Origin of the sequence: Sphingomonas sp. GC_Shp_5, from assembly GCF_026540855.1 — a bacterium.
Classification (GTDB): domain Bacteria; phylum Pseudomonadota; class Alphaproteobacteria; order Sphingomonadales; family Sphingomonadaceae; genus Sphingomonas.
Map to the genome: position 1 here is coordinate 23,979 of NZ_JALNUP010000018.1, position 23,153 is coordinate 47,131.

At 68.4% G+C, this 23,153-nt stretch carries 30 protein-coding genes; 20 read left to right on the forward strand and 10 right to left on the reverse strand.

Annotated elements, in window-relative coordinates; translation table 11 throughout:
* The first annotated feature begins 21 nt into the window (after nt 1-21).
* Nucleotides 22-930 (forward strand): VOC family protein, encoded by a 909-nt coding sequence (locus tag OXR60_RS14250; RefSeq protein ID WP_267396598.1) that lies wholly within the window; start codon nt 22-24, stop codon nt 928-930.
* 27 nt (nt 931-957) lie between these two features.
* Here OXR60_RS14250 and OXR60_RS14255 read toward each other — a convergent pair whose 3' ends face one another.
* The 3 genes from OXR60_RS14255 to OXR60_RS14265 all read right to left on the reverse strand — a co-directional run bounded on the left by OXR60_RS14255 (nt 958) and on the right by OXR60_RS14265 (nt 3,873).
* A complete protein-coding gene (locus OXR60_RS14255; protein ID WP_267396599.1) occupies nt 958-1,833 on the reverse strand; it encodes an SDR family oxidoreductase in 876 nt (291 codons plus the stop codon).
* Between the two features lie 73 nt (nt 1,834-1,906).
* On the reverse strand, nt 1,907-3,310 hold the full coding sequence (locus tag OXR60_RS14260; protein WP_267396600.1) for an MFS transporter: 1,404 nt from the start codon (nt 3,308-3,310) through the stop codon (nt 1,907-1,909).
* Nucleotides 3,307-3,873, reverse strand: a complete 567-nt coding sequence (locus OXR60_RS14265; RefSeq protein WP_267396601.1) for a DNA-3-methyladenine glycosylase I — start codon at nt 3,871-3,873, stop codon at nt 3,307-3,309. Before OXR60_RS14265 ends, OXR60_RS14260 begins: the two co-directional genes overlap by 4 nt.
* Nucleotides 3,874-4,156: 283 nt before the next feature.
* Here OXR60_RS14265 and OXR60_RS14270 point away from each other — a divergent pair, with 283 nt between their 5' ends.
* On the forward strand, nt 4,157-5,260 hold the full coding sequence (locus OXR60_RS14270; protein WP_267396602.1) for an NAD(P)-dependent alcohol dehydrogenase: 1,104 nt from the start codon (nt 4,157-4,159) through the stop codon (nt 5,258-5,260).
* Nucleotides 5,257-5,718 carry a hypothetical protein gene (locus OXR60_RS14275; protein WP_267396603.1) on the forward strand — a complete coding sequence of 154 codons (462 nt, stop codon included), beginning with the start codon at nt 5,257-5,259 and terminating at the stop codon, nt 5,716-5,718. The genes OXR60_RS14270 and OXR60_RS14275 overlap by 4 nt, the downstream gene beginning before the upstream one ends.
* Before the next feature lie 15 nt (nt 5,719-5,733).
* On the opposite strand, the gene OXR60_RS14280 is transcribed toward OXR60_RS14275, so the two are convergent.
* Entirely contained in the window at nt 5,734-6,651 is a 918-nt protein-coding gene (locus OXR60_RS14280) for an alpha/beta hydrolase (RefSeq protein ID WP_267396604.1), read from the reverse strand.
* Nucleotides 6,652-6,752: 101 nt separating this feature from the next.
* On the opposite strand from OXR60_RS14280, the gene OXR60_RS14285 reads away from it, so the two are divergent.
* The 3 genes from OXR60_RS14285 (at nt 6,753) to OXR60_RS14295 (ending at nt 8,771) form a co-directional block, all read left to right on the forward strand.
* Nucleotides 6,753-7,556, forward strand: coding sequence for an SDR family oxidoreductase (locus OXR60_RS14285; protein WP_267396605.1), 804 nt, complete (start codon nt 6,753-6,755; stop codon nt 7,554-7,556).
* A gap of 115 nt (nt 7,557-7,671) precedes the next feature.
* The gene (locus OXR60_RS14290; protein ID WP_267396606.1) at nt 7,672-8,109 is read left to right on the forward strand and encodes a DUF3617 family protein; all 438 of its coding nucleotides are present in this window, start codon (nt 7,672-7,674) and stop codon (nt 8,107-8,109) included.
* An 86-nt stretch (nt 8,110-8,195) separates the two neighbouring features.
* Nucleotides 8,196-8,771, forward strand: coding sequence for a YkgJ family cysteine cluster protein (locus tag OXR60_RS14295; protein WP_267396607.1), 576 nt, complete (start codon nt 8,196-8,198; stop codon nt 8,769-8,771).
* A gap of 42 nt (nt 8,772-8,813) precedes the next feature.
* On the opposite strand, the gene OXR60_RS14300 is transcribed toward OXR60_RS14295, so the two are convergent.
* Nucleotides 8,814-9,716 carry a fructose bisphosphate aldolase gene (locus OXR60_RS14300; RefSeq protein ID WP_267396608.1) on the reverse strand — a complete coding sequence of 301 codons (903 nt, stop codon included), beginning with the start codon at nt 9,714-9,716 and terminating at the stop codon, nt 8,814-8,816.
* Between the two features lie 252 nt (nt 9,717-9,968).
* Between OXR60_RS14300 and OXR60_RS14305 the strand changes: the two genes are divergently transcribed.
* The 4 genes from OXR60_RS14305 (at nt 9,969) to OXR60_RS14320 (ending at nt 12,169) form a co-directional block, all read left to right on the forward strand.
* Nucleotides 9,969-10,472: a sigma-70 family RNA polymerase sigma factor gene (locus tag OXR60_RS14305; protein WP_267396653.1), complete on the forward strand. Its 504-nt coding sequence runs from the start codon at nt 9,969-9,971 to the stop codon at nt 10,470-10,472.
* Nucleotides 10,462-11,103 carry a DUF1109 domain-containing protein gene (locus tag OXR60_RS14310; protein WP_267396609.1) on the forward strand — a complete coding sequence of 214 codons (642 nt, stop codon included), beginning with the start codon at nt 10,462-10,464 and terminating at the stop codon, nt 11,101-11,103. Before OXR60_RS14305 ends, OXR60_RS14310 begins: the two co-directional genes overlap by 11 nt.
* Nucleotides 11,104-11,215: 112 nt before the next feature.
* Entirely contained in the window at nt 11,216-11,791 is a 576-nt protein-coding gene (locus OXR60_RS14315; protein WP_267396610.1) for a DUF308 domain-containing protein, read from the forward strand.
* Nucleotides 11,792-11,866: 75 nt separating this feature from the next.
* Nucleotides 11,867-12,169, forward strand: a complete 303-nt coding sequence (locus OXR60_RS14320) for a hypothetical protein (RefSeq protein WP_267396611.1) — start codon at nt 11,867-11,869, stop codon at nt 12,167-12,169.
* A 44-nt stretch (nt 12,170-12,213) separates the two neighbouring features.
* On the opposite strand, the gene OXR60_RS14325 is transcribed toward OXR60_RS14320, so the two are convergent.
* Nucleotides 12,214-13,563: a HAMP domain-containing sensor histidine kinase gene (locus tag OXR60_RS14325; RefSeq protein WP_267396612.1), complete on the reverse strand. Its 1,350-nt coding sequence runs from the start codon at nt 13,561-13,563 to the stop codon at nt 12,214-12,216.
* Nucleotides 13,560-14,225, reverse strand: a complete 666-nt coding sequence (locus OXR60_RS14330; protein ID WP_267396613.1) for a response regulator transcription factor — start codon at nt 14,223-14,225, stop codon at nt 13,560-13,562. Before OXR60_RS14330 ends, OXR60_RS14325 begins: the two co-directional genes overlap by 4 nt.
* 118 nt (nt 14,226-14,343) lie before the next feature.
* On the opposite strand from OXR60_RS14330, the gene OXR60_RS14335 reads away from it, so the two are divergent.
* Nucleotides 14,344-14,859, forward strand: a complete 516-nt coding sequence (locus OXR60_RS14335) for a hypothetical protein (protein ID WP_267396614.1) — start codon at nt 14,344-14,346, stop codon at nt 14,857-14,859.
* A gap of 81 nt (nt 14,860-14,940) precedes the next feature.
* On the opposite strand, the gene OXR60_RS14340 is transcribed toward OXR60_RS14335, so the two are convergent.
* On the reverse strand, nt 14,941-15,093 hold the full coding sequence (locus tag OXR60_RS14340; protein ID WP_267396615.1) for a hypothetical protein: 153 nt from the start codon (nt 15,091-15,093) through the stop codon (nt 14,941-14,943).
* 181 nt (nt 15,094-15,274) lie between these two features.
* Between OXR60_RS14340 and OXR60_RS14345 the strand changes: the two genes are divergently transcribed.
* The 5 genes from OXR60_RS14345 (at nt 15,275) to OXR60_RS14365 (ending at nt 19,324) form a co-directional block, all read left to right on the forward strand.
* On the forward strand, nt 15,275-15,400 hold the full coding sequence (locus tag OXR60_RS14345) for a hypothetical protein (RefSeq protein WP_267396616.1): 126 nt from the start codon (nt 15,275-15,277) through the stop codon (nt 15,398-15,400).
* Nucleotides 15,401-15,586: 186 nt separating this feature from the next.
* Nucleotides 15,587-16,690, forward strand: coding sequence for a spore coat protein U domain-containing protein (locus OXR60_RS14350; RefSeq protein ID WP_267396617.1), 1,104 nt, complete (start codon nt 15,587-15,589; stop codon nt 16,688-16,690).
* 97 nt (nt 16,691-16,787) lie between these two features.
* On the forward strand, nt 16,788-18,197 hold the full coding sequence (locus OXR60_RS14355; RefSeq protein ID WP_267396618.1) for a dihydrolipoyl dehydrogenase: 1,410 nt from the start codon (nt 16,788-16,790) through the stop codon (nt 18,195-18,197).
* Nucleotides 18,198-18,230: 33 nt separating this feature from the next.
* On the forward strand, nt 18,231-18,857 hold the full coding sequence (locus OXR60_RS14360; protein ID WP_267396619.1) for a glutathione S-transferase: 627 nt from the start codon (nt 18,231-18,233) through the stop codon (nt 18,855-18,857).
* An 11-nt stretch (nt 18,858-18,868) separates the two neighbouring features.
* Entirely contained in the window at nt 18,869-19,324 is a 456-nt protein-coding gene (locus tag OXR60_RS14365; protein ID WP_267396620.1) for a hypothetical protein, read from the forward strand.
* A gap of 65 nt (nt 19,325-19,389) precedes the next feature.
* Here the strand turns inward: OXR60_RS14365 and OXR60_RS14370 are convergent, their stop codons facing one another.
* Nucleotides 19,390-19,968: a DUF4142 domain-containing protein gene (locus OXR60_RS14370; protein WP_346015438.1), complete on the reverse strand. Its 579-nt coding sequence runs from the start codon at nt 19,966-19,968 to the stop codon at nt 19,390-19,392.
* A 151-nt stretch (nt 19,969-20,119) separates the two neighbouring features.
* Between OXR60_RS14370 and OXR60_RS14375 the strand changes: the two genes are divergently transcribed.
* From OXR60_RS14375 to OXR60_RS14390, 4 genes are all read left to right on the forward strand, one after another.
* A complete protein-coding gene (locus OXR60_RS14375; protein ID WP_267396621.1) occupies nt 20,120-20,533 on the forward strand; it encodes a DUF3597 family protein in 414 nt (137 codons plus the stop codon).
* 46 nt (nt 20,534-20,579) lie between these two features.
* Nucleotides 20,580-20,702, forward strand: coding sequence for a hypothetical protein (locus OXR60_RS14380; protein WP_267396622.1), 123 nt, complete (start codon nt 20,580-20,582; stop codon nt 20,700-20,702).
* Nucleotides 20,703-20,725: 23 nt separating this feature from the next.
* Entirely contained in the window at nt 20,726-20,995 is a 270-nt protein-coding gene (locus OXR60_RS14385; RefSeq protein WP_267396623.1) for a hypothetical protein, read from the forward strand.
* Nucleotides 20,996-21,095: 100 nt separating this feature from the next.
* Nucleotides 21,096-21,845, forward strand: a complete 750-nt coding sequence (locus OXR60_RS14390) for an SDR family oxidoreductase (RefSeq protein WP_267396624.1) — start codon at nt 21,096-21,098, stop codon at nt 21,843-21,845.
* Nucleotides 21,846-21,889: 44 nt separating this feature from the next.
* Here the strand turns inward: OXR60_RS14390 and OXR60_RS14395 are convergent, their stop codons facing one another.
* Nucleotides 21,890-23,005 carry a Gfo/Idh/MocA family oxidoreductase gene (locus OXR60_RS14395; protein WP_267396625.1) on the reverse strand — a complete coding sequence of 372 codons (1,116 nt, stop codon included), beginning with the start codon at nt 23,003-23,005 and terminating at the stop codon, nt 21,890-21,892.
* Nucleotides 23,006-23,153 lie beyond the last annotated feature (148 nt).

Genomic DNA, 23,153 nt, shown 5'->3' on the forward strand with positions numbered 1-23,153 from the left:
CATCGGATGATCGGACGAGCATTGATCCTGGCGGTTGTCGCCGCTCTAGCCGGAACGGCACCCGCGGCGCAGCCGGTATCGCGCCCGGCGATCACCGGCGTGTCGCACTTGGCGGTCTACACCGCCGACCCTGTCGCGTCCGACGATTTCTACCGGCGCGTGCTCGGCGCCAGCAAGGTCGCCGATCCCGAGGATCAGGGCGGCGTCCGTTATCTGTTCAGCGACCGGCAGTATGTCGAGGTGCTGCCGCTGCCGGCGGGACATGGGCCGAGCCGGCTGGCGCATGTCGCCTTTACGACCGCCGATGCCGCGGCGCTGCGCCGTTATCTGATCGGCCGGGGCGTCAAGGCGGTAACGGCGCTGGCGACCGGCGCCACCGGCGAACGCTGGTTCGCCACCCGTGATCCCGAGGGCAACGAGATCCGCTTCGTGCAGCCGGCCGGCGGCGCGGCGCAGGTGACGCCCGGTGCGATCAGCGGGCGGATCATCCACATCGGCTATGCCGTGCGCAACCGTGCGGCCGAGGACGGTTTCTACCGCGAGCTGCTCGGCTTCCGGCCCTATTGGCACGGCGCGATGAAGGAGGGCGCCACCGACTGGATCTCGCAGCAGGTCCCCGACGGTCACGACTGGCTCGAGTATATGATGGTCGGCCCGGGCTCGACCACCGACGAGGCCCGCATCGACACCCGCGAGCTTGGCGTGCTCAACCACCTGTCGCTCGGCGTCGCCAACATGGAGGCGGCGGTGACCAAGCTGATCGCCGAGGACCGGCTCAGCCCGCGGCACGACGGCCCGCAGATGGGGCTTGATGGCAAGTGGCAGGCGAACCTCTACGATCCCGATGGCACGCGGGTGGAACTGATGGAGTTCCAGCCGGTGACCAAGCCCTGCTGCTCGCCGTTCACCGCGGACAGCCCGACGCACTGACGGCGCCGGCCGCCCGCTCGCGACCGCTCAGGAGATGGGTACGCCGCCGGTCACGGCGATGACGTTGCCCGACATGTAGCTGCCCTCCGCCGATGCGAGCAGCACATAGGCCGGCGCGAGTTCAGCAGGTTGACCGGCGCGTGCCAGCGGGGTGTTGTGGCCGAGCGTCTCGAGCTCGTCGGGTGACTTGGCGATCGGCTGGATCGGCGTCCAGATCGGGCCGGGGGCGACCGCGTTAACGCGAATGCCGTCGGCCGACAGCAGGTTCGACAAGCCGACCGTCAGGCTGGAGATCGCGCCCTTGGTCGCGGCGTAGACGATCATGCTCTTGCCGGCGACTTTCGCCTGCTCGCTGGTGGTGTTCACGACCGCCGAGCCCGGCTTCATGTGCGGCGCCGCCGCCTTGGCGAGGTGGATCATGGCGAAGATGTTGACCGCGAACGCTGCCTGCATCTCGTCGTCGTCGATGCTGTCGAGCCCCTCGTTCATGGTCTGCGCGGCGGCGTTGTTGACCAGGATGTCGATACCGCCGAGTTCTGCCACCGTGCGCTCGACCAGCGCGCGACAATGGTCGCGATCGCGCAGGTCGCCGGGCAGCAGCAGGCAGCGGCGTCCCGCCTGCTCGACCCAGCCGCGCGTCTCCTCCGCATCGGGCTGCTCGTCGGCGAGATAGGCGATCGCGACGTCGGCGCCTTCGCGGGCATAAGCGATCGCGACCGCGCGGCCGATGCCCGAATCACCGCCGGTGATGAGCGCCACCTTGCAGGTCAGCAGGTCCTTGCCGACGTAGCTTTGCTCGCCGTGATCGGGCTTGGTCCTCATCTTCACGGTGAGGCCGGGGCTGGGTTGCTGCGGCTCGTCGGGGAAGCTCGTCGGCTGGCTGGTGCGCGGATCGTCGGTCATGTCGGCTCCTGTGGAGCAGGCTGAACGGCTCGCGACCGATAACGTGCCCTCGCCCCCACGATCCAGGCCGCGCTCAGCGCCTCAGCGTCAGGAAGGCGATCAGACCGGCGGCGATGGCGAAGCCAGCCGCGACGAGGGCGGCGACGTGGAACACCCCGGCGAGCGCGCCGGCCGGGACCGCGATGACCGCGCCGGCGAGCGCCGTGGCGATCAGGCCGCCGGTGCGCGCGACCGCGCTGTTGAACCCCGAGGCGGTGCCGGTATGGCGATCGTCGACCGAGGAGAGGACCGCGGTGGTGAGCGGGGCGACGGCCCCCGCCATGCCGAGCGCGATCACCGCCAACCCGGGGAGGATGCTGGTCCAGTAGCTCGCCTGCGGGTCCGCCCGGACGAGCAGCGCAAATCCCGCGCCGGTGACGACCGGGCCGATCGTGAGCGGCCAGCGCGGGCCGATCCGCTCGGCGAGCCGCCCCGCCAGCCGCGACATCGTGCCGATCACGATCGCAAAGGGCAGCAGCGCCAGCCCCGCCTGCGTCGTGCTGTAGCTGCCACCGACGATGAGCAGATAGGGCAACAGCACGAGCAGGCCGCCGAGCGCGCCATAGAGCATCAGCGTGAGCAGCGTCAGCCCGATAAACGGGCGCGACGCGAACAGCGCGAGCGGCATCATCGCCCGGTCGCCGCGCTGCCGCTCGTTCCACACGAAGCCGAGCAGCAGCAGCACGCCGGCGCCGAGGCCGGCCCAGCTTGCCGCGGACGCGCCATGGCGGGACGACCACAACGTCAGCGCCCAGGTCAGGCTGCCGAGCGCCGCCGTCGCGAGGAGCGCGCCGGACCAGTCGAGCGGCTTGTCCTCGGGCTCGCTCTCGGCGACGTAGCGCGATGCGATCAGGATCGCGGCGACGGCGACGGGCAGGTTCAGGTAGAAGATCGAGCGCCAGCCGACGGCGTCGATCAGCCAGCCGCCCAGCGGCGGGCCGATCGCACTGGCGATCGCGCCGGCGGCGGCCCAGGTGCCCACCGCACGGCCGCGCGCCTCGCCGGCGAACGAACTGCCGAGGATCCCCAGGCTGTTGGGCATCAGGATCGCAGCACCGATCCCCTGCAGCGTGCGCGACGCGAGCAGGACGTGCAGATCGGGCGCGAGCGCGCAGCCGACCGAGGCCAGCGCGAACAGGAGGATGCCCGCAATCAGCATCCGGCGCCGGCCGACATGATCGCCGGACGCGCCGCCGAGCAGCAGCAGCGCGGATAGCGGCAGCAGATAGGCGTTGATGATCCAGGGCAGGGTCGCCGCGTCGCCGCCGAGGTCCTTGCCCATCGCCGGCAGCGCGACGTTCGTCACCGAGCCGTCGATAAAGGCGAGGCTGGAGGCGAGCATCGTCGCCGCGATCGTCCAGCGGGGATGGGCGACCGCGCCGGGCTCGCCCCGCGCCACATCGTCACGCTCGTGCGCCGTCGTCGCCGCGGGGTTCATGCCGCCGCGTGTCGCCGGAAGCACGAGGCCTCATGATCGTCGACCAGCCCGCACGCCTGCATCCAGGCGTAGACGATGACCGGCCCGACGAACTTGAACCCGCGCTTCTTGAGCGCCGCCGACAGCGCCTCGGATTCGGGCGATCGGGTGAGCGCCTTGTGGCCATCGCCGACGATTGGCGCGCCGCCGACGAACCCCCACACGAACGCCGCGAAGTCCTCTCCCGCCGCCTGCATCGCGAGGTAAGCGCGCGCGTTGCCGATCGTCGCCTCGATCTTGGCGCGCGAGCGGACGATGCCCGCGTCGCCGAGCAGTCGGGTGACGTCCTTCCCGCCGAACCGCGCCACCGCCTCGGGATCCAACTGGGCGAACCCGGCGCGGAAGGCGTCGCGCTTGCGCAGGATGGTGATCCAGGCGAGCCCCGCCTGGAAGCCGTCGAGCATCAGCTTTTCCCATAGCGCGCGGCCATCATGCTCGGGCACGCCCCATTCGTCATCGTGATAGCGCGCCAGCAGCGGGTCCGACTGCGCCCAACGGCAGCGCGGTGGCTCAGACAGGGTCATCGTCCGGCCTGCCAGGTGGGATCGTTGCGGAGCATGCCGATCAACCGATGCCCGGCTTGCGCCGCCATGTCGATGGCTTGCTGCGGGTCATGGCTCGACCGGCGCGACCGCTGCCCTCGCATCGCAGGATAGGTAGGCAAAGCCCGCGCGACCATGCGATCAACAGCAGCGTGCATCTGGCATGGGCGTCGAGATGCTTTCCGCCGAAGCCGTCGGATTGGCGGGATAGCGATCGGGACGGGCGCGTTGAGGCGTGCAGACCCGAACAGCAAGGTAGACGATCATGATCAAGGCCACCGGCTATGCCGCCAAGCACAGCTTCTCGCGGCTGAAGCCGCTCGAGATCGAGCGCGACGAGCCCAAGCCCAACGAGGTGCAGATCGAGGTCCTCTACTGCGGCGTCTGTCATTCGGACGTGCATCAGTGCGAGAATGACTGGGGCAACACCGTCTATCCATGCATGCCCGGGCACGAAGTCGTCGGGCGGGTCGCCGCCACGGGATCGGCGGTCACCAGGCATGCCGTCGGCGATCTGGTCGGCGTCGGGTGCATGATCGACAGCTGCCACGAATGCGCGCCGTGCAAGGCAGGCGAGGAGCAATATTGCGAGGGGCCGAACAGCTGGCTCGCCACGTACAACGGCCCGATGAAGCCTGCGTCGCAGGCGAAGACGGGCGAGAACATGTATGGCCGCGACAATACGTTCGGCGGCTATTCCGACGTGATCGTCGTGCGCGAGGATTTCGTGCTCAAGATCCCCGCCTCGCTGCCGGTCGAGGCGGCGGCACCCATCCTGTGCGCCGGCATCACCACTTATTCGCCGCTCAAGCATTGGGGCGTGAAGGCAGGGCATAAGGTCGGCGTGGTCGGCTTCGGCGGGCTTGGCGACATGGCGGTCAAGCTGGCCCGGGCGATGGGCGCGGAGGTGACGGTGTTCACCACCACCCGCGAGAAGGTAGCCGAAGCGGAGAAGCTGGGCGCCAAGGGCATCGTCGAGGGCGACAAGGAGGCATTTGCGGCACTGGAGGCGCAGTTCGACTTCATCCTCTCGACCATTCCCGAAAAGCACAAGGTCGATCCGTTCATCCCGCTGCTGGCGCATGGCGCGTCCTATGTCTCGGTCGGCGCGCTCACGCAGATGCCCGGCTGGAACCACCAGGAGCTGATCATGGGCCGCAAGACGATCGGCGGCTCGCTGATCGGCTCGATCGCCGAGACCCAGGAGGTGCTCGACTTCTGCGCGGAGCACGGCATCGCGCCCGATGTGCAGCTGATCCCGATCCAGGAGATCAACGAGGCGTATAAGAAGGTGAAATCGGGCGACGTGCGCTTCCGCTACGTGATCGATGCCGCCAGCCTGGCGCAGGACAAGGCCGAGGCCGCATGAGCGGCCGCCGGTTCGCCGGCGCGATCGCCGGCGGCCTCGTCGCCGGCCTCGGCATCAGCGCGCTGCTGATCGCCGGCGAGCGCAAGAGCGGCGAGCCATCCGAGCTCGCCACGCTCGAGCGCGCGTCGGCTCGCCGGGTCGGCCTCGATACGCCGGATGCCACGGCGCTGCCGAGCGCGCGCGAGCAGGCGGTGATCCAGGGTGGTCACCTGGCGCTGTCCGCGCTGGCCGCCGCCGCTTATGCCGCCGCGACCGACGAGGATGCGGCGGTGATCCCGAGCGGGCTGGCGTTCGGCCTTGCCTTCTACGTCGCGGCGCATTGGCTCGCCGGTCCCGCGCTCGGCGTGAAGGAGCCGGAGTGGCGCGCCGATCCGGCGACGATCGGCATGCACGGCGTCAACCACCTGGTCTTTGGCCTTGTCACCGCCGCCGCAGCCAAGGCGGCGAGCCGGGCCTGATGGGGTCGCGGGCGATCAATCCTTCGCCGTGGCGAGGGGTGTCAGCCAAGCTGCGATGTCGGTAAGCAGGTCGTGCGTCCGGTCGATCGCGCCGGCCATCTGCAGGAAGGCATGGATCATGCCGGGGTAGCGATGGTGAACCACCGGCACGCCTGCCGCAGCGAGCCGCTGGCCATAGCCCTCGCCTTCGTCGCGCAACGGATCGCATTGCGCGGTGGCGACGAACGCGGGCGGCAGGCCGGCGAGGCCGGCGAGGTCGGCGAGCATCGGTGAGGCAAGTGGGTCGGTGCGCGCGGCGTCGTCGCCCAGGTACAGATCGATCTGCCGTTCCAGGTCATGGCCGGCGATGATGTTGCCATCTTCGCTGCGCCGCGAGCCATATGGCGCGTCGCGGCGAAGATCGGTGTTGGGGTAGAGCAGCAGCTGTCCGGCGATCGAGGGACCGCCGCGATCGCGGGCCAGCATCGCCAGCGCGGTGGCGATCGTCCCGCCGATGCTGTCGCCCGACACCACGATCCGCGGCGCATCCTTGGCGATTGCGAGCAGGGCCGCATAGCATTCCTCCAGCATGGCCGGAAAGCGACTGTCCGGCGCAAGCCGATAGTCGGGCGCGGCGACCTGCCAGCCGCTGTGATGGGCGAGCAGCCGCAACGCCGGATCATGGATGTCGAGCGACCCGGCGATCCCGCCCCCGCCGTGGATGTGGAAGAGGACCGCGCCCGAGCGCGCCGGGGGATTGAACAGTCGGATTGGCGTGCTCCCGGCCATCACCACCGCGGTGCTGTCGAGCGGCATCGCGGCCCCGCTGAATTCGCGCAGCAGCGCGGTCTGGTAGCGGAAGGTGGCGAGCCACGTGTCATCGTCGGTATCGGGATCGCTCGCGGGTACGAGGGCTGCCAATCGCTTGAGCACCGCTGCTGCCTGAAGGTCCATGCAACTCTCCTTGTCGAGGCATGAACGCGACGGCGCGTGCGTGGTGCCGGAACCGCAGCCGGGGCCGCCGATTGAACAGGAGTATCGGCAGGAGTGACGGCATGGATCTGGGTATCAAGGGGCGCATCGCGCTGGTCAGCGGCGCGGATTCGGGAATCGGCAAGGAAACCGCACGGCTGCTGCTCGCCGAGGGCGTGCGGGTCGCGATCACCGACAAGCCGGGCGGCGATCTCGCGGCTGCCCATGCCGAGCTCGCCGCGCTGGGCGAGGTGATCGCGGTCGAGGCCGACGTCACCGATCTGGCCGATGTCCACCGCCTGTTCGACGCGGCCACGACCACGCTCGGCGCGCCCGACATCTACGTCAACGCCGCCGGCGTCACTGGCGCGACCGGCGATTTCCTCGATGTCGACGACGCCGGCTGGCACGACACGCTGGAGACGAACCTGATGGGCGCGGTGCGGATGTGCCGCGCGGCGATCCCGGCGATGCGGCGCAACGGCTGGGGACGGATCGTGCTGATCGCGTCCGAAGATGCGGTGCAGCCTTATGTCGACGAGCTCGCTTATTGCGCGTCCAAGGCCGGTATCCTCAGCCTCGCCAAGGGCCTGTCCAAGGCCTATGGCGCCGACAACGTGCTGGTGAACAGCGTCTCGCCCGCCTTCATCGCGACGCCGATGACCGATGCGATGATGCGCAAGCGCGCGGACGAGCAGGGCAGCAGCTTCGACGGGGCAATCGAGAGCTTCCTCGCGGAAGAGCGCCCGGGCATGACGCTCAAGCGCCGCGGCAAGGCCGAGGAGGTCGCGGCGGCGATCGTGTTCCTGTGTTCGGAGCAGGCGAGCTTCATCAACGGCGCGGGGCTGCGGGTGGATTCAGGGTCGGTCGCGACGATCTCTACCTGACGCGCGCCTGCCTCGCAGGCGGGCCGACCTCCGGACCGGCATCATTGGCGCGGGTGATCGAGCCAGGAAAGCAGGGAAAGACTGCGCAACGTGATCGGCTTGAGTATGAAGGGCCATGGTGCCCACAATCTTATCCACGCTTGTCCTGCTCGCCTCGGCCAGCACTGCCAGTCCCGCGATGGCGCCGGGCCGGTGGGACGTGACGTCGACCGTCGCCGAGGTGTCGCTGCCAGGCGTGCCCGGCTTCATCGTCCGGATGATCCGCGGCAAGTCCAAGGCGGAGCACAAGCGGCTGACGGCAGGGCAGGGCGTCGAGGCGCTGATCGCGCCGGACCCGAAGGCGCAATGCCACGTCGACAGCCAACGGATCGAGGACGGCCGCTACAGCCAGGCACTGACCTGCCCGCAGAAGAAGGGCGCGCCGCTCCGCATTCTGCGCGCCGGCACGTTCGACGCTAGTGGCTTCGCGGGCCGCGCCTCGATCACCGGGACGTCGCCCAAGGGGCCGATGTCGATGGTGCTGACCCAGCGCGCGGTGCGGATCGGCAACTAGCGCGGCGAGTGACGCGGCTGGCGGGCTGACCTCGGCGTGGCGCGCGCGCTTGTTTTCCGACGCGGGTGGAGGCACGTCGAACCCGCATGGCTGTCGACGGTGATCTGGAAACCAAGCTGCTCGGGCCCGTCCTGCAGGATCGTGGCTGCGGCGACTGCACGGTGTGCTGCACCGTGCTGACGGTCGATGCGCCCGATCTGGTCAAGCCTGCGGGAACGCCCTGCGTCCATCTCACGCCCCGGGGGTGCGGCATCCACGCCATTCGGCCCGGCATCTGCCGGACGTGGTTCTGCGCGTGGCGACGCGTCGCGGGCCTGCCGGATGATGCCCGGCCGGACCTGAGCGGCCTGCTGGTGTCGCTCAATTTTGTGCGCGAGCCGCAGAATTGCCTGGAAGGCGTGTCGATCAACGTCCGCCTGCTCGCGGGCAGCGCCGCGATCGAGAATGGCATGGCCGCCGCCGTGCTCGACCAGCTGTGCGACCAGCTGATCCCGGTCTGGTTCAGCGATGGATCCAAGAAGATGTTGATGCACCCGGCCGACGACGTCGCCCGCTTGATCGTCTCGGGCGATCCCGCGCCCGCCGATCTCCGCGACGAGGTTGCCGCCTGGCGCGAACGCTATGGCGGTTTCGCCGCGGGCGGGCCGCTGTCGCACGGGTGACGCGCGCCGCTGAGCCGCCCGTCAACCCGTCAGCGTCGCCTGCTAGGCGGCGCCGACCTTGACGGTGGAGGCGCGAAAGATCTGGTCGGTTGCGGCGGCCAGCGCGGCATCGAATGTCGCATCGTCCATGTCGCGGCGCAGATCGCCGATCAGCGCGCGCGAGAAGCTGGCGATCACGCCATCGTTGACGGCAAGGCGCGCGCACGCCTCGTCGCGGCTATAGCCACCCGACAGCGCGACCACGCGCATCACCCGGTCGTGGCGGACGAGGGGGGCGTAATGATTGGCCTCCTCGGGCAGGGTGAGCTTGATCATGATCTGTCGATCGGCGGGCAAGCGGTCTGCCGCGCGCAGCAGCTCGTCGCGCAGGATGCGCTCCGCGCCCGCCTTGTCCGGGCTGGTGATCAGGATCTCGGGCTCGAGGATGGGGAGCAGGCCGTGTGCGGCGATCGTCTCGGCAAGCTCCACCTGCTGCGCGACGATCGCGGCGATGCCGCTCGGCGAGGCGAGGCGGATGGTGGAGCGCATCTTGGTGCCGAAGATCCCGAGCCCGACCGCGCGGTCGAGCAGCGCATCGAGGCCGGGAATCGGCTTCATCAGGCTGACCCCGTCGGCTTCTTCCTCCAGCCCCTTGTCGACCTTGAGGAACGGCACGATCCCGCGATTCTCCCACAGGAAGGTCGGCACCGGCGTGCCGTCGACCGCCCCGCCCATCGTGGCCTCGAACAGGATCGCCGCGATGACCTCGTCGCTGCGGAACGATGGCGCCGTCATGATCCGGACGCGCATGTCGTGGATAAGCCGAAACATTTCGGCGTCGCCGTGGTAGTCGCTGTCGGCGATGCCATAGGCGCGCAGCGCGCCGGGGGTCGAGCCGCCGCTCTGGTCGAGCGCGGCGATAAAGCCGGCCTTGCCGGACATGTGGGTGGCCATCTTGCTGTTCATGATGTTCGCTCGTTAGGGATCCGGCGGGGTGAACGTTCCAGGTCGGATCATGGCGCATCCCGGCCGCGTGAAAAGCGCGATCATGCGACCAGCGGAAAAAAAATGTCGCTGCGGCGTGACCGATCGGCGATCCGTGGCGAATAAGGCTGCATGCACCTGAGCCTTCCTGCCAGACTGATGCCGCGATCCCCGCGCGCGACGGCGCCGGGTGCAGATCGTGCGCCCGTGGCAGTTGATGGATGGGGCGCGCTGATGGCCGCCGCCCAGGATGGGCATGCGGGGGCCTATCAGCGCCTACTCACCGAGGTGACGGCCTGGCTGGAGCACTATTTCCGGCGCCGGCTGCCGGCCGGCGAGGTGGACGATGCGGTGCAGGAGACGCTGCTCGCGATCCATCGCCGTCGGCATACCTATGATCCGCGGCTGCCGCTCGGCCCCTGGCTCGCCGGCATCGCCCGGCGCAAGTGGATCGACCAGCTCCGCAGCCTCGGCCGCCGTCCCTCGGAACCGCTCGGCGATGCGCTGGCGGTCGACGATCATGAGCGGTCGGTGACGAGCGCGACGGTGCTGGCGAGCCTGCTCGGCAGGCTGGCGCCGGCGCAGGCGCAGGTCATCAGGCTGGTCAAACTGCACGGCTACAGCATCGAGGATGCGTCGCGCGAGACCGGCCTGTCGGCCTCGGCCGTCAAGATGACCATCCACCGCGGGCTCAGCCGGCTGACCGCTTTCATCGAGAAGACCCACGATGTCGAATAGCGCCCTGATCCTCGATCTCGCCGCGGACCTGCGGCCGGTCAGGCGACGCAGCATGGCGCGCGAGGCGCTGCTGCTGCTGGGCCTCGCCGTTGTCGAGGCGCTGCTGATCGTGGCGCTCGGCCTGCTGCGGCCGGACATGGCCCGAATGGCAGGTTCGCCCCCGTTTCTATGGAAGATCGCCAGCCTCGCCCTCCTCGCCGGCATCACCTGCACCACCGCCCTACGCTCCTTCTCCCCACCAGACTCGCCGCGACGCGGGCTGGTCGTCGCGCTTGGCGCGGTGGGTGTGGAGATGCTTGCGGGCGGGTTCCTAGCATCGGCAGCCGACACTCACCGCGGGATCTTCGTCCGCCTGGCGCCGGCCCATGGCCTGCTGTGCGCGGTGTCTATCATCGTGCTCGCGCTGCCGCTCCTCGCCGCGCTAACGCTCGCGATGCGTCGGGCGGCGCCGGTGCACCACCGGGCGAGCGCGCTGGCCGCAGGGCTGGCCGCAGGCACCAGCGGCGCGCTGGTGTTCACCTTGTGCTGCCCGATGAACGACCCGCTCTACATTGTCGTCTGGTATGCCGCGGGCTGCACCGCCGTCGCCGCGCTCAGCCGATGGCTGCTGCCGCGGCACTTCCAGCTGTGACCTGATCCCGCGGCGCGAGCCGTTCACCGTTCTTCCCCCTTTAGGCCGTCCTTCCGCGCTCATGTGCGGAGCCGGTCTCCTGCGCCTTCCTCACATCGAAAGATTTATCGACATGGGTACCACCGCCGCACCTTCTCACGCCGCCGACCGCTGGTTGATGCGCTATTACACCGTTCGTGCGCTGTTTTCGGCTGCCTGGGTGATCTTGGCAGTCACGGCCGACCGGTCACCATCGCCGATCGCGGTGGCGCTGATCATCGCCTATCCGCTGTGGGATTGCATCGCCAACTATGTTGACGCCAGCCGCACCGGCGGCTTGCGGGCCAATCCCACCCAGCTTCTCAACACCGTCGTCAGCGGGGCGGTGACGCTCGCGGTCATACTTGCCGTGCCGCACGGGTTTCACCCCGTGGTCGCGGTGATCGGCGTCTGGGCGACGCTCGCCGGCGTCCTCCAGCTTGCGACCGCGATCCGCCGCTGGCGCACCGCCGACGCGCAATGGCCGATGATCCTCAGCGGTGCGCAATCAGGACTGGCAGGGGTGTTCATGGTGAGACGAGCGGCCGACGCGTCGCTCACCCTCAGTGTTGCGGCTATCGCGCCTTACGCGGCCTTTGGCGCGCTCTACTTCGCGATATCGGCCGTGGTTCTTGCCGTGCGGCGGCGGCGGTCGGGTCGGGCGGGCTGATGCGGATAGGCCCTGGGATCGTCCGGATGAGCGAACCGGCTGGCATCTGCCGGCATTCGCCCGTATCCGCGCCCGATGGGTGAGATCGAGAGACTGGTTCCGTCGGGGGTTATTGAACAGTGGGTGTTTCACCTGCGGCGCCAGCGCTCACGCGCACAGGATGCGCTCTGGTTGCTTGACCAAGGCTATACCATTCATGACGGCCGCAACGGTGTGCCGAGCGCCGACGCCAGCGATCGCTGGCGCGGCGAACAGCAGGCGATCGTGGAAGAGATCAATCACCTGCTTGAGCTCTACGATCGCATCAACCTGCGCTCGTCCGAGTTCATCGTCGCCGAGCGGACCACCGGGCGCCGGTCGACCGACGCCAAGAACTGACGGGCGGCCGAACCTTCGCCCGATCGAGCCGGCCGAGGGACGGTTCAAGCCGCCGGCAGGGTCAGCGCCGCCCGCAACCCGCCGAGCGGCGACCGCACCAGCTTCAGCGCGCCGCCGTTCAACTCCGCGAGTTCCTGGGTAATCGGCAGGCCGAAGCCATGGCCGTCGCCGCGCTCGTCAAGCCTGCGACCGGGTACCAGCGCCTCGCCGATGGCCTCATCCGTGAGGCCGGGCCCGTCATCCTCTATCGTCAGCTCGATCGCCGATCCGCTCGCGACTGCCCTGAGGGCGACTGCCGTGCTTGCATGTCGCCAAGCGTTGTCCAGCAAATTGCCGAGCATCTCATCGAGATCCTGCGGGTCTGCGGCGACGGCATGGTCCGGCGCCACCTCGATCGTCACCGCCAGCGCACGCTCGGCGTTGATACCGCGCATCACCGCGGTGAGGTCGGCGATCGCCGGAGCGAGCACCGTCCGCGCCCGATAGCCGCTGCCCGGTGCGGCGGCGCGAGCGCGACCGAGGTGGTGGCGAACCCGGCGGTCGATGTCGGCGACCATCGCGCGCAAGCCGCCGTCGGGGTCGCGGCCGCGTGTCGCCAGCTCGATGCCGAGCGCCGCAAGCGGCGTCTTCAGCCCATGGGCAAGGTTGGCGACATGGCGTCGCGCATGCTCGAGCTGTGCCTGGTTCTGATCGACGAGGGCGTTGAGCTCGGCGGCAAGGGGGGCAAGCTCGGCCGGCTGGTCTTCGGGGACGTGGCGCGCGCGGCCGGCGCGGACCTCGCCGAGCGCCACCTGCAACGCGCGTAACGGGCGCAGCCCGATGCGCAGCTGAATGGTGGTGGCAAGCGCGAGCACGAGGCCGAGGATCGCGAGCGAGCCGAGCAGCGGCACCATCGCCGCCCGCAGCGGCGCCGTCGCGAGACGGCGTGGGCCGCCGGCGACCACCGTTACCTCGCCGGCGGAGGTCGACACCGTCAATTCGCGAGCGTGGACGTGTTCCCCGGTCGCGGTGATGCCTTCGCCGGGCATGCCTGCCGTGCGCCCTTCGAAGCGACGACCTCCACGGTCGGGCAGGGCGGGCGGCGCGGGGCGGATCGTCATCGCATCACCGCCGGTCCATCGTCCGCGGGGGCTCTCGACCTGCCAGCCCCAGCCCTGGCCAGGGTCTTCGAACACCGGCAGGTTGACGATGCGGGTCCGGTCGAGCGTGCCGTCGCTGCGCACCGCGCGCTGCAACATGCCGACTTCCGCCTCCAGCTGCTGATCGAGCCCGCGGATGACGAACCGCTCCAGCACATGGGCGATGCTGACGGCGGCGAACGCCAGCGCCAGGATCGTGGTCAGCGTCGAGATCGCCAGCAGCCTGCCCGACAGCGAGCGCGGCAGCAGCCTCATGCCGCGCCGGCGGTGACGCGATAGCCGCGCCCGCGCACCGTCTCGATCATCGCGGCGCCGATCTTCTTGCGCAGCCGGCCGATGATCACCTCTACCGAGTTTGAATCGACCTCGGCGTCGCCCTCATACACCCGCTCGATCAGCTCGCCGCGGTCCACGACCACGTCCTTGCGCAGCATCAGGACGGACAGCACCCGCCATTCGAGCGCGGTGAGCTTCAGGGGCAAGCCGTCGAGCTCGAAGGTGCCGAGCTGCGCATCGAACGTCAGTCGGCCGCAGGTGACCAGCGCGCCAGCATGACCGGCGGCACGGCGCACCAAAGCCCGCAGTCGCATGATCACCTCGTCGACGCGAAACGGCTTGGTGAGATAGTCGTCGGCGCCGGCCTTGAACCCGGCGACCTTTTCCGACCAGCCGTCGCGCGCCGTCAGGATCAGCACCGGCAGATCGCGTCCTTCGGCGCGCCACTCGCGCAGCACGGCGATGCCGTCCTTTCGGGGCAGGCCGAGGTCGAGCACCGCCGCATCGTAACGCTCGGTCGAGCCGAGATGGCCGCCATCCACGCCATCGGTGGCGATATCGACCGCGAACCGCTCGGCGCGCAGCGCGCGGGCGATGCCGTCGGCCAGCGTCGCGTCATCCTCAACCAGCAATATGCGCAAGACCGATCCTTTCGACGGCGATCTATAGTAGCAAGCCCAACCCAAACTGAACGGGGCGGTTCAGCGGGGTGGGGGCGGCGGGCGTGTAACCAGGCTTCATCAACAAAAGGAGCATCCCATGTCCGATCAACAACATCGCCCACGTTTCCCTTTCGGCCGCCGGGCCGGACTTGCCGCCGTCGGCGCCGTGCTGCTGGCGGCGGGCGGCGCCACCGGCGCGATCGTGGTGGCGGAGACCCGCCCGTCGGCGACGATGGCACCGATCGTTCCAACCGCGATCCGCGCGCTCTCATCCACTGGCATCGTCACGATCCGCGGGCGGGTCGTCGAGGTGTACGGCAGCAAGTTCGTGATGGAAGATACCACCGGCCGCGCGCTGGTCGTTACCGGGCATGAGGGCGACCGGCGCCAGCTGGTCGCGATCGGCCAGCCGCTCATCGTCCAGGGCCGTTTCGACCGCGGCTTCGTGCACGCGGCCTTTCTGGTCGGGCCGGACAGGAAGGTGGTGGCACTGGGGCCGCTTGCCGGGCCGCCACACGGGCCACATGGACCGCACGACGGCCGCGGCGATGGTCCGGATGCGCCCTTGCCGCCGCGACCTGACGCGGCCGGCGTGGCTGCGACGCCACGCTAGGCGCCGGGCCCATCATTGCCCGCCGTCTGTTGCGGGGCTTCGGGGGAGCGGTCGTCCGCCGCTCCCCCGCGCAGCTACGCGTCAGTCGTGCCGATCGCCGCCGTCGTGATCGCCGCGATGATGGCCATGGTGGCCGGAGCGGTCGCTGTCGTGGCCGGGACGGCCATAGTGGCAGCCGCTCACGGTCAGGCCAACGGCGAGCAGGGCGGCAAGGGTCGCAATCTTGGTACGCATGGGCACTCTCCTTCAGGAATAGGTGCAACCGGCGGCGACGCGACATCGTTCCTGCCGCGAAATCCGCCACGCGACAGCGCTGAGACCGCGGCCGGCACGCAGCGGCCAACTTACGATGCCGTGATCGGCGCCGAACGGTGTAGTGGCCTTGTCGGGGCGTCTCGCTCCAAAGGATGACGACATGGCAAAAAGCCAGCAGAAGTCGAACAAGGAAGTTCGCAAGCCCAAGGCGGAAAAGGTCAAGACGATCGCTGCCAATGCCTCCACCAAGGACAATCCGGTCGCGATGGTCACGATCCGCAAATAAGCGGCGATCGTAAGGGGAGGTCCGGCACGTCAGAGGGGACGCGCCTTGCCCTTTGATGCATGCGCGCGGATCGCGCCACGTGCCGTTGTGACGATCGTCGGCGGACGCTGAAGGGCCAACCCGGAACGATCACCAGCCTGGTTTATCCATCGATCGTTAAGCCTGTGGGCAGATGCCGGCACTGCCATGCACAGGATCGTCACGCCGCTCGCTCGTATCGCTCTCGGGTTCATCATTGTCGGCAGCCGCTGTCGCGTCGGGTTGACGCGGCGGTGGCTGGCGCCGGCGATGCTGCTGGCCGCGATCGTCTATGCCAGGGCCGCCACGGCGTGCACCGTATCGGCGACGAACGCGGCGCTCGGCACTTACTCTCCCAGTGCGGTCAAGGCCAAGGTCGTGCCGGTCACCAGGGCACGGGCAGGGCTGCAATGCAGCTTCGCGCTGCTCAACCTCCTCGGCGGCGACTATGTGAGGGCGACGTTCTTCAGCGCCAACACCTTCAAGCTGGTCCGGGACGGCGGCGGCGGGAGCATCGGCTATAAGGCATCGGCCGACGAGGCTGGCGCCTATGCCGCCGTCCAGGGCTCCACGGTCGATTACACCCAGAACAATTTGCTCAACCTGTTGGGCCTGCTCGGTAGCAGCAACGCCGATCTGCCGATCTTCATCAAGCCCGACGATGCCGTGTTCCCGCCGGTCGGCGTGTACAAGGATACGATCACCATCGCCTGGAGCTGGAACATCTGCACCGGCATCGGCCTGCTCGGTGCCTGCGTCGGCACGCCTGACAAGAGCATCGGCACCTCCGTCATCGACGTCACGCTCACCGTCACCCCGGTCGCGGCGGTGATCACCACCAGTTCGGCCACGACCTGGGATCCGGTCAACAAGGCCATCAATCCCCGCGATCTCCCCGGTAGCCGGCGCGCGCTATCGGTGACATTCCGCAATCCGGACATCGCGCCGTTCGACAGCCCGTTCGTCGACGTCATCGTCGGCACCCCCGGCGGGACGGTGATCGCGCTCGACGGCGATGGCACGTCGCAAGCGGCGGCGATCACCTACGCCGATGGCTCGCCGGCCTCGTCGCTCGCCGTCCGCTATATCAATCCGTCCGATCTGGGCGACGATGTCGATTTCTCCGCGGACGGCGGCGCCAGCTGGAGCTACGTCCCCGTGGCTGGCGATCTGGCATCGCAGGGCGCGGTGACCAACGTCAGGATCCGCGCGCGTGGCACGATGGCGGCCGGCTCATCCTTCTTGGTGCGCATCCCCTATCTGGTGCGATAAGCCGGGAAGACGGCAGGGACCGTGCGCGATCCTGGCGCGTTATGCCCTTGCTATCGGTCGCAAACTCCTCCCGCGGCCGGTCTTCCAAAGGATGTGAATGACCGAATTCGTCTGCGACGTCGCGGTGATCGGCGCCGGCACCGCCGGCCTTGCCGCCGAACGCACCGCGCGTCGCGCCGGCGCCAAGACCCTGCTGATCGACGACGGCTTCACCGGATCGACCTGCGCCACCGTCGGCTGCATGCCCTCCAAGCTGCTGATCACCGCGGCAGCCGCCGCCCATGGCGTTCGCACCGCCGGTACCTTCGGGATCGACGTGGCGCCGCCCCGCGTGGACGGTGTCGCCGTGCTCGCACGGGTCCGCACGCAGCGCGACGCCTTCGTGTCGAGCATGCTCACGTCGATCGAGAAGCTGCCCGAGGAGATCAAGGTAAACGCCCGCGCGACGTTCAGCGGCGCCGATACCCTCGCGCTCAGCAACGGTGATACGGTTCGGGCCAAGGCGATCGTCATCGCCACCGGCTCGCATCCACAAGTGCCCGAGCCATTTGCCGCATTGGGCGATCTGGTACTGACCAACGAGACGATCTTCGATCTCGCCGATCTTCCCCGGTCGCTGGCCGTGATCGGCGCCGGCGCGCTGGGGATCGAACTTGCCCAGGCGATGGCGCGCCTGGGAGTCGAGGTCGCGGTGTTCGACAAGGGCGATACGCTGGCGGGGCTCAAGGACGCGATGGTCGCCGATGCGCTGCACACGATCCTGGCGCGGGACATGGATGTGCACCTCGGCGTCGACACCACGCCGAGCCGCGAGGGCGAGCAGGCGGTGCTGCGCTGGACCGGCGCCAGCGCGGGCATGCGGGCGTTCGACAAGGTGCTGGTCGCCGCCGGGCGGCCGCCCTCGCTCGACGGCCTGAGCCTCGATAAAACCGGGCTCGACCTCGACGACCATGGCGTGCCGCTGTTCGACCGCACGACCATGCAATGCGGCCGATCGGCGATCTTCCTCGCCGGCGACGCCGATGCGGATGCGCCGGTGCTGCACGAGGCATCGTCGGAAGGCGCGATTGCCGGCCGCAATGCCGCCAGCTTTCCCGACGTCCACCATTCGGAGCGCAGCGTCGCCTTTTCGATCACCTTCACCGACCCGCCGGTCGCGGTGGTCGGCAAGCCGAGCCAGGAAGACAGCGTGATCGGCGTCTCGCCCTATGATGACCAGGGCCGCGCCAAGATCATGGCGCAGGCCGAGGGGCTGGTGCGCCTCTATGCGTCGCGGCCCGACGGTCGGCTAACCGGCGCGGCGATGGTGGGGCCGGGGATGGACCATATCGGCCATCTGCTCGCCTGGGCGATCGGCCGCGGCGAGACGGCGACCAGTCTGCTCGATCTGCCCTTCTATCATCCGACGCTCGAAGAGGGCCTCAAGGCCGGGCTGCGCGAGATCTGCCACACCGTTCACGCGCCGATCCCGGACGACCAGGACGAGGGCAGCCCCGCCGGCGGTTAATCCGGGCACGTACTTCAGTTTGAGGACATTTCCATGCTCACGCTCCACATGCTTGAATATTCCCGCGGCCTGCGCATCGTCTGGCTGCTCGAGGCGCTCGGCACGCCCTATGAGGTCGTCACCTACCAGCGCGACGCCGAGATGCACGCGCCGCCCGCGCTGAAGGCGATCCATCCGCTCGGCAAGTCGCCGGTGATCGTCGATGGCGACCTCACCCTTGCCGAATCCGCGACGATCCTGCGCTATCTCCACGATGCCTACGGGGATGGCCGTTTCGCGCCCGCCAAGGGCAGCAATGCGCACGCGCTTCACGAGGAATGGCTCGATTACGTCGAGAGCTCGGCGATGCAGCCGATGATCATCGCGCTGATGGACCGGCTGCGCGGCGGGGTCGGCGCGACGATGACCGGCATGGCCGATGCCGCGATCCCGCGGTCGCTGGAGTACATTGCCGATGGCGTCGGCACCAAGCCGTTCCTGATGGGCGACACGCCGATGCTCGCCGATATCCAGATGACCTATCTGTTCGCGATCGCTGAGCGCGGCGGCGTGCTGGCCGATCATCCGCGCGCCGCCGCTTATTGGCAGCGGTTGCAGGATCATCCAGGCTTCCGCCGCGCGGTCGAGGTCGCCGGCCCGATCATGCCGCCAAGCGCCTGAGGAGACACGCCATGCCCATCCCCATCGACCGACTCGATGTGATCCGCGCCGACTGCCGGCGGCTGGTGACCAAGCGATCGCTGATGGCAGCCGGCGCCGCGGTGGTGCCGGTGCCCGGCGTCGACATGGTCGCCGACGTCGGCCTGCTGGCCAGCCTGCTGCCCGATATCAGCCAGCGCTTCGGCCTCGACGCCAAGCAGGTGGCGAGGCTCGAACCGCATGTCGCCGAACGGGTGTTCGTGATCGCGTCGAGCATGGGCAACACCGTGATCGGCCGCATGGTCACCAAGCGGCTGGTGACGGCGCTGCTGCGCCGGGTGGCGACCCGCGTCGCCGCGGCGTCGGTTGCCAAATATGTGCCGGTGGTGGGGTCCGGGATCGCTGCGGGGATCAGCTTCGGCGCCATGAAGCTGGTCGGCAACGCCCATATCGAGGACTGCTACCGCATCGCCCGGGACCTGCCCTGACCCGATGGCAAAAGGGAGCGACCAGGCATCGCCCGGCCGCTCCCACGCCGTCGGGATCCGTCAGATCAGGACTTGAGCGCCTTGGCCATGTTGAGGTGCGCCGCGACGGTCGGCACCAGGCCGGTCGCGAACGTCTTGAGCGCGGGCACGTCGCCGGTCGCGGCATAGCCCTTGAGCGTGTCCAGCGTCTGCTGATGCGCCGCGGTCTGCTCGGCGATGTAGTCCTGATCGAAGTCCGCACCGGTCTTGGCGGTGAGCGCGGCGAGCTTCTGCTCCTGCTCGGCGTTGAGCGCCGGGTTCGGCGTGATCGCCGGGGTGAGGCTGGCGGCGGTCGCCTTGAGCTTGGCGGTCGAGGCGGTGTGCGCGTCGATCATCTTCTGCGCATACTTCTTGATCGCTGCCGACGACGAGGTGGCGAGCGCCGCCTTGGAGGTGGCGATCTCGAACGCATCGCTGGCCGCTGCCATATTGGCGAAGGACTGGCCGCCCGACGCGACCGGCATCGCCGCTGTGTCGTTGTCGATCACCGTGGTATCATTGGCGACGACGGTGTTGCTGGTCGTCGTCTCTTCCTTGTGGCCGCAGGCCGCGAGGCCCAGGCTCGCCGCTGTCAGCAGCATCACGCCCTTGATCATTGTCATCATCCCTGACTGTTTCGTCGCTACTCGAACGTCCATCCCGCGGCGGCGTTCCGACGCGGTCTACGACGCCCGGTTCGGACCTTTGTCCAGCGCTCCTCGTTCTAGCCAGCAACTCGCGGGGTAGCTCCGCGGGATCAGCGCAAGGAACCGACAGATGAGCATTTTCGGCAGCATCATGAACAAGATCTTCCATCATTCGAGCGCCGCAGCCGCGACCGCGTCGACTCCTGACCAGGCGTCGACCCCCGCGGTGCCGGCAGCAGCAGCGCCCGCCGCTGCCGCGACGCCAGCGGCCGCTGCCGCCCCGCAGTCGGTCGACGTCGGCGCGGTGCTGGCGGAAATGGCAGCGATGAAGGACGGCGGGGGCAATTATCAGAGCTCGATCGTCGATCTGCTCAAGCTGCTCGATCTCGATTCCAGCCTTGCCGCCCGCAAGGAACTCGCAAACGAGCTTAACGTCCACGCCGGCGCGGACGGCAGCGCTGAAGAGAATATCGCCCTGCACAAGGCGGTGATGGCCAAGCTCGCCGACAACGGCGGCATCGTACCGGACAGCCTGCGCAACTGACCGGTCTTCGTTTGGCCGAGGGGCAAGCTGCTCAGGCCGACACAACATGGGTACGATCGAGGGGACAGCGAAGCGTGCTTTGCTGTCCCCTGATGCGTTCAAGCTTGTCCACCAAGCCAGACTGATGCAGATCAATGGAATATCGAGGGAAATTGCGGCGATTGAATGAGTTGGGGCAGCCAGGAGATTGCCATGCCCCGCTACCATTTCCGTGTCGAAGGCGACGGACCGCCCGTGGACGGGGATTATTTCGAACTGCCCAACATCGAAACCGCTCGGTCCCAGGCCGTGATCCTCACCGGCGCGATGCTGCAGGAGGTGGATGGTGCGTTCTGGCAGGAAAGCTATTGGCGGCTCGACCTGCTCGACGACACCGGCCTGCTGCTCTCGTCGATCGAGGTCCAGGGCTCGACGGCGCCAGCCGCTCATCCGGCGGTGTTGCCACAACCGGGCGCCAGCTGAGCAGGCGCAGCATAGCTTTCGTACTGAGCGGTATAGAAAGCCTGAATTGAGCCATGGCCGGTGAGGTCTATTTCCACAGCATTCCTTGTGGAGATACACGATGACGGATCTGAACGGCAAAATCGCGTTGGTTACCGGTGCCTCGCGCGGGCTCGGCCGCGCCACCGCGGTTGCTCTTGCGGCGCGTGGCGCCCGGGTGCTGGTCCACTATGGCGCGAGCAGCGGGGCGGCGGACGCGGTGGTCGCGCAGATCCGCGACGACGGCGGTGATGCTGAGGCGATCGGCGCCGATCTTGCCGCAGCGGACGGTGCGCATCGGCTCGCGGCGGCGGTGCGTGATCTTGGCATCAACCAGCTTCACGTGCTGGTCGCCAACGCCGGTATCGCCGATCTCGCATCGATCGAGGGCCAGACAGTCGACTCGTTTGATCGCCACTTTGCGGTCAACGTCCGTGCGCCTTTCTTTCTGGTTCAGCAGCTTCTTCCCATCCTCGGCGAGGGCAGCAGCGTAATTTTCCTGTCGTCGGTGGTGGCGCGCGTCGCCTTCGACGGCACTGCGATCTATTCGGCGACCAAGGGCGCGGTCGAGGTGCTCACCCGCAACCTTGCCAAGGAACTCGGCCCCCGCGGGATCCGCGTCAACGCCATCGCGCCCGGCGCGATCGACACCGACATGGCGCAGGTGTTTCTCGGCACCGAGGAAGGCCGCGAGTTTATCAAGAGCGTGCAGGCGCTGAAGCGGATCGGCCAGCCCGACGACATCGCCGATGCCGTGCTGTTCCTCGCCTCCGACCAGTCGCGCTGGGTGGACGGCCGCTCACTCGAGGTCAGCGGCGGCGCCAATCTCTGATGAGAGCGGGCAGCGACAGCGACGTCGCTGCCCGCTTCATTGGCTCAGGCCGATTGCGGGATGACGCTGATCAGCTCGTCCTCGCTCGGCTCCTTCGCCGGCTTCAGCTTGAGCGCCTGGTCCGGCTGCACGTAGCGGCTGCGCTGGAACGGCTCGAGCGTCACCGTCTCACCGCTGTCGAGCGATTGCTCCACTGCGGCAAGTACGCGCATGTCGCACCAGCCTTCCTCGCCATCGGCCTGCGGGGCACGATCCTCGAGGATACAGGCGGAGAAATACTGCGTCTCGTTGCCGAACTGCTCGACGGGATCGAAGCTGTGCTTCTTGCTGCCCTCCTCGGTGGTCTCGGTATAGGCGATCCCCACCTTGGGGCCGAACATGAAGCAGGGATCGGCGTGGACCGTGGCCTTGGTGCCGACCAGCGTGAAATTCTCGGCCGAGGCACTGGCGTAGCTGACGGTGAACTGCGCCACCCGCTCGCCCGGAAAGCGTAGCGTCACCGCCACCGTGTCGTGGAAGTTAAAGCCGCGGCCGGGCGTCTTGGTACCGATGGCGTGGACCGCGATTGGCTCGGCGGCGAACAGATTGCGCACCGCGTTGAGCGGATAGGTGCCCATGTCCGGCACCGGCCCACCCCAATAACCGTTGTGGCCGCGCGAATTGGCCTCGGCGACATTCTGCGCGAACACGCTCGTGAACGCGAGCAGCTCGCCGAACTCGCCGGCCTGGGCGCGGGTGAACATCTCGACATTGCCGGGCTCGTGGTGGAGCCGATAGGCGACCATCAGCTTGGCGCCGCTCTGGCGTTGCGCGGCGATGATCTGCTCGGCCTCGGCGACGCTGGAGGCCATCGGCTTTTCGAGCAGCACGTGGATGCCCGCCTCCAGCGCCTTCACGGCATAGGGCGTGTGGAGGAAATTGGGGGTCGCGACATAGACCGCATCGATCTCGCCCGAGGCGAGCAACTGATCATAATCGTCATAGGACCAGGCCTTGATGCCGTAATCGCCGGCGAGCTTGTCGGCCTTGACCGGGTCGTCGGTGACCAGCGCGACCAGCTCGGAATTGTCGGTGCGCGCGATGCCGGGCATGAACGCCTGCTGCGAAATCTGGCCGCCCGCCACCACGGCATAGCGGATCTTCTTGGTATGTCCGAACATGGTATTCTCCGGTGCTGCATGCTGGATAGCTGTCGACCCAACGAGGCGCCGCCGCGATCGTTGCGCTGCGGGGGAGATGCACCACCGATCGCCAGCCCTTGTCCGAACCGGCGATTTGCGCTCAACATCACCACGTCCCTTCCGGCCG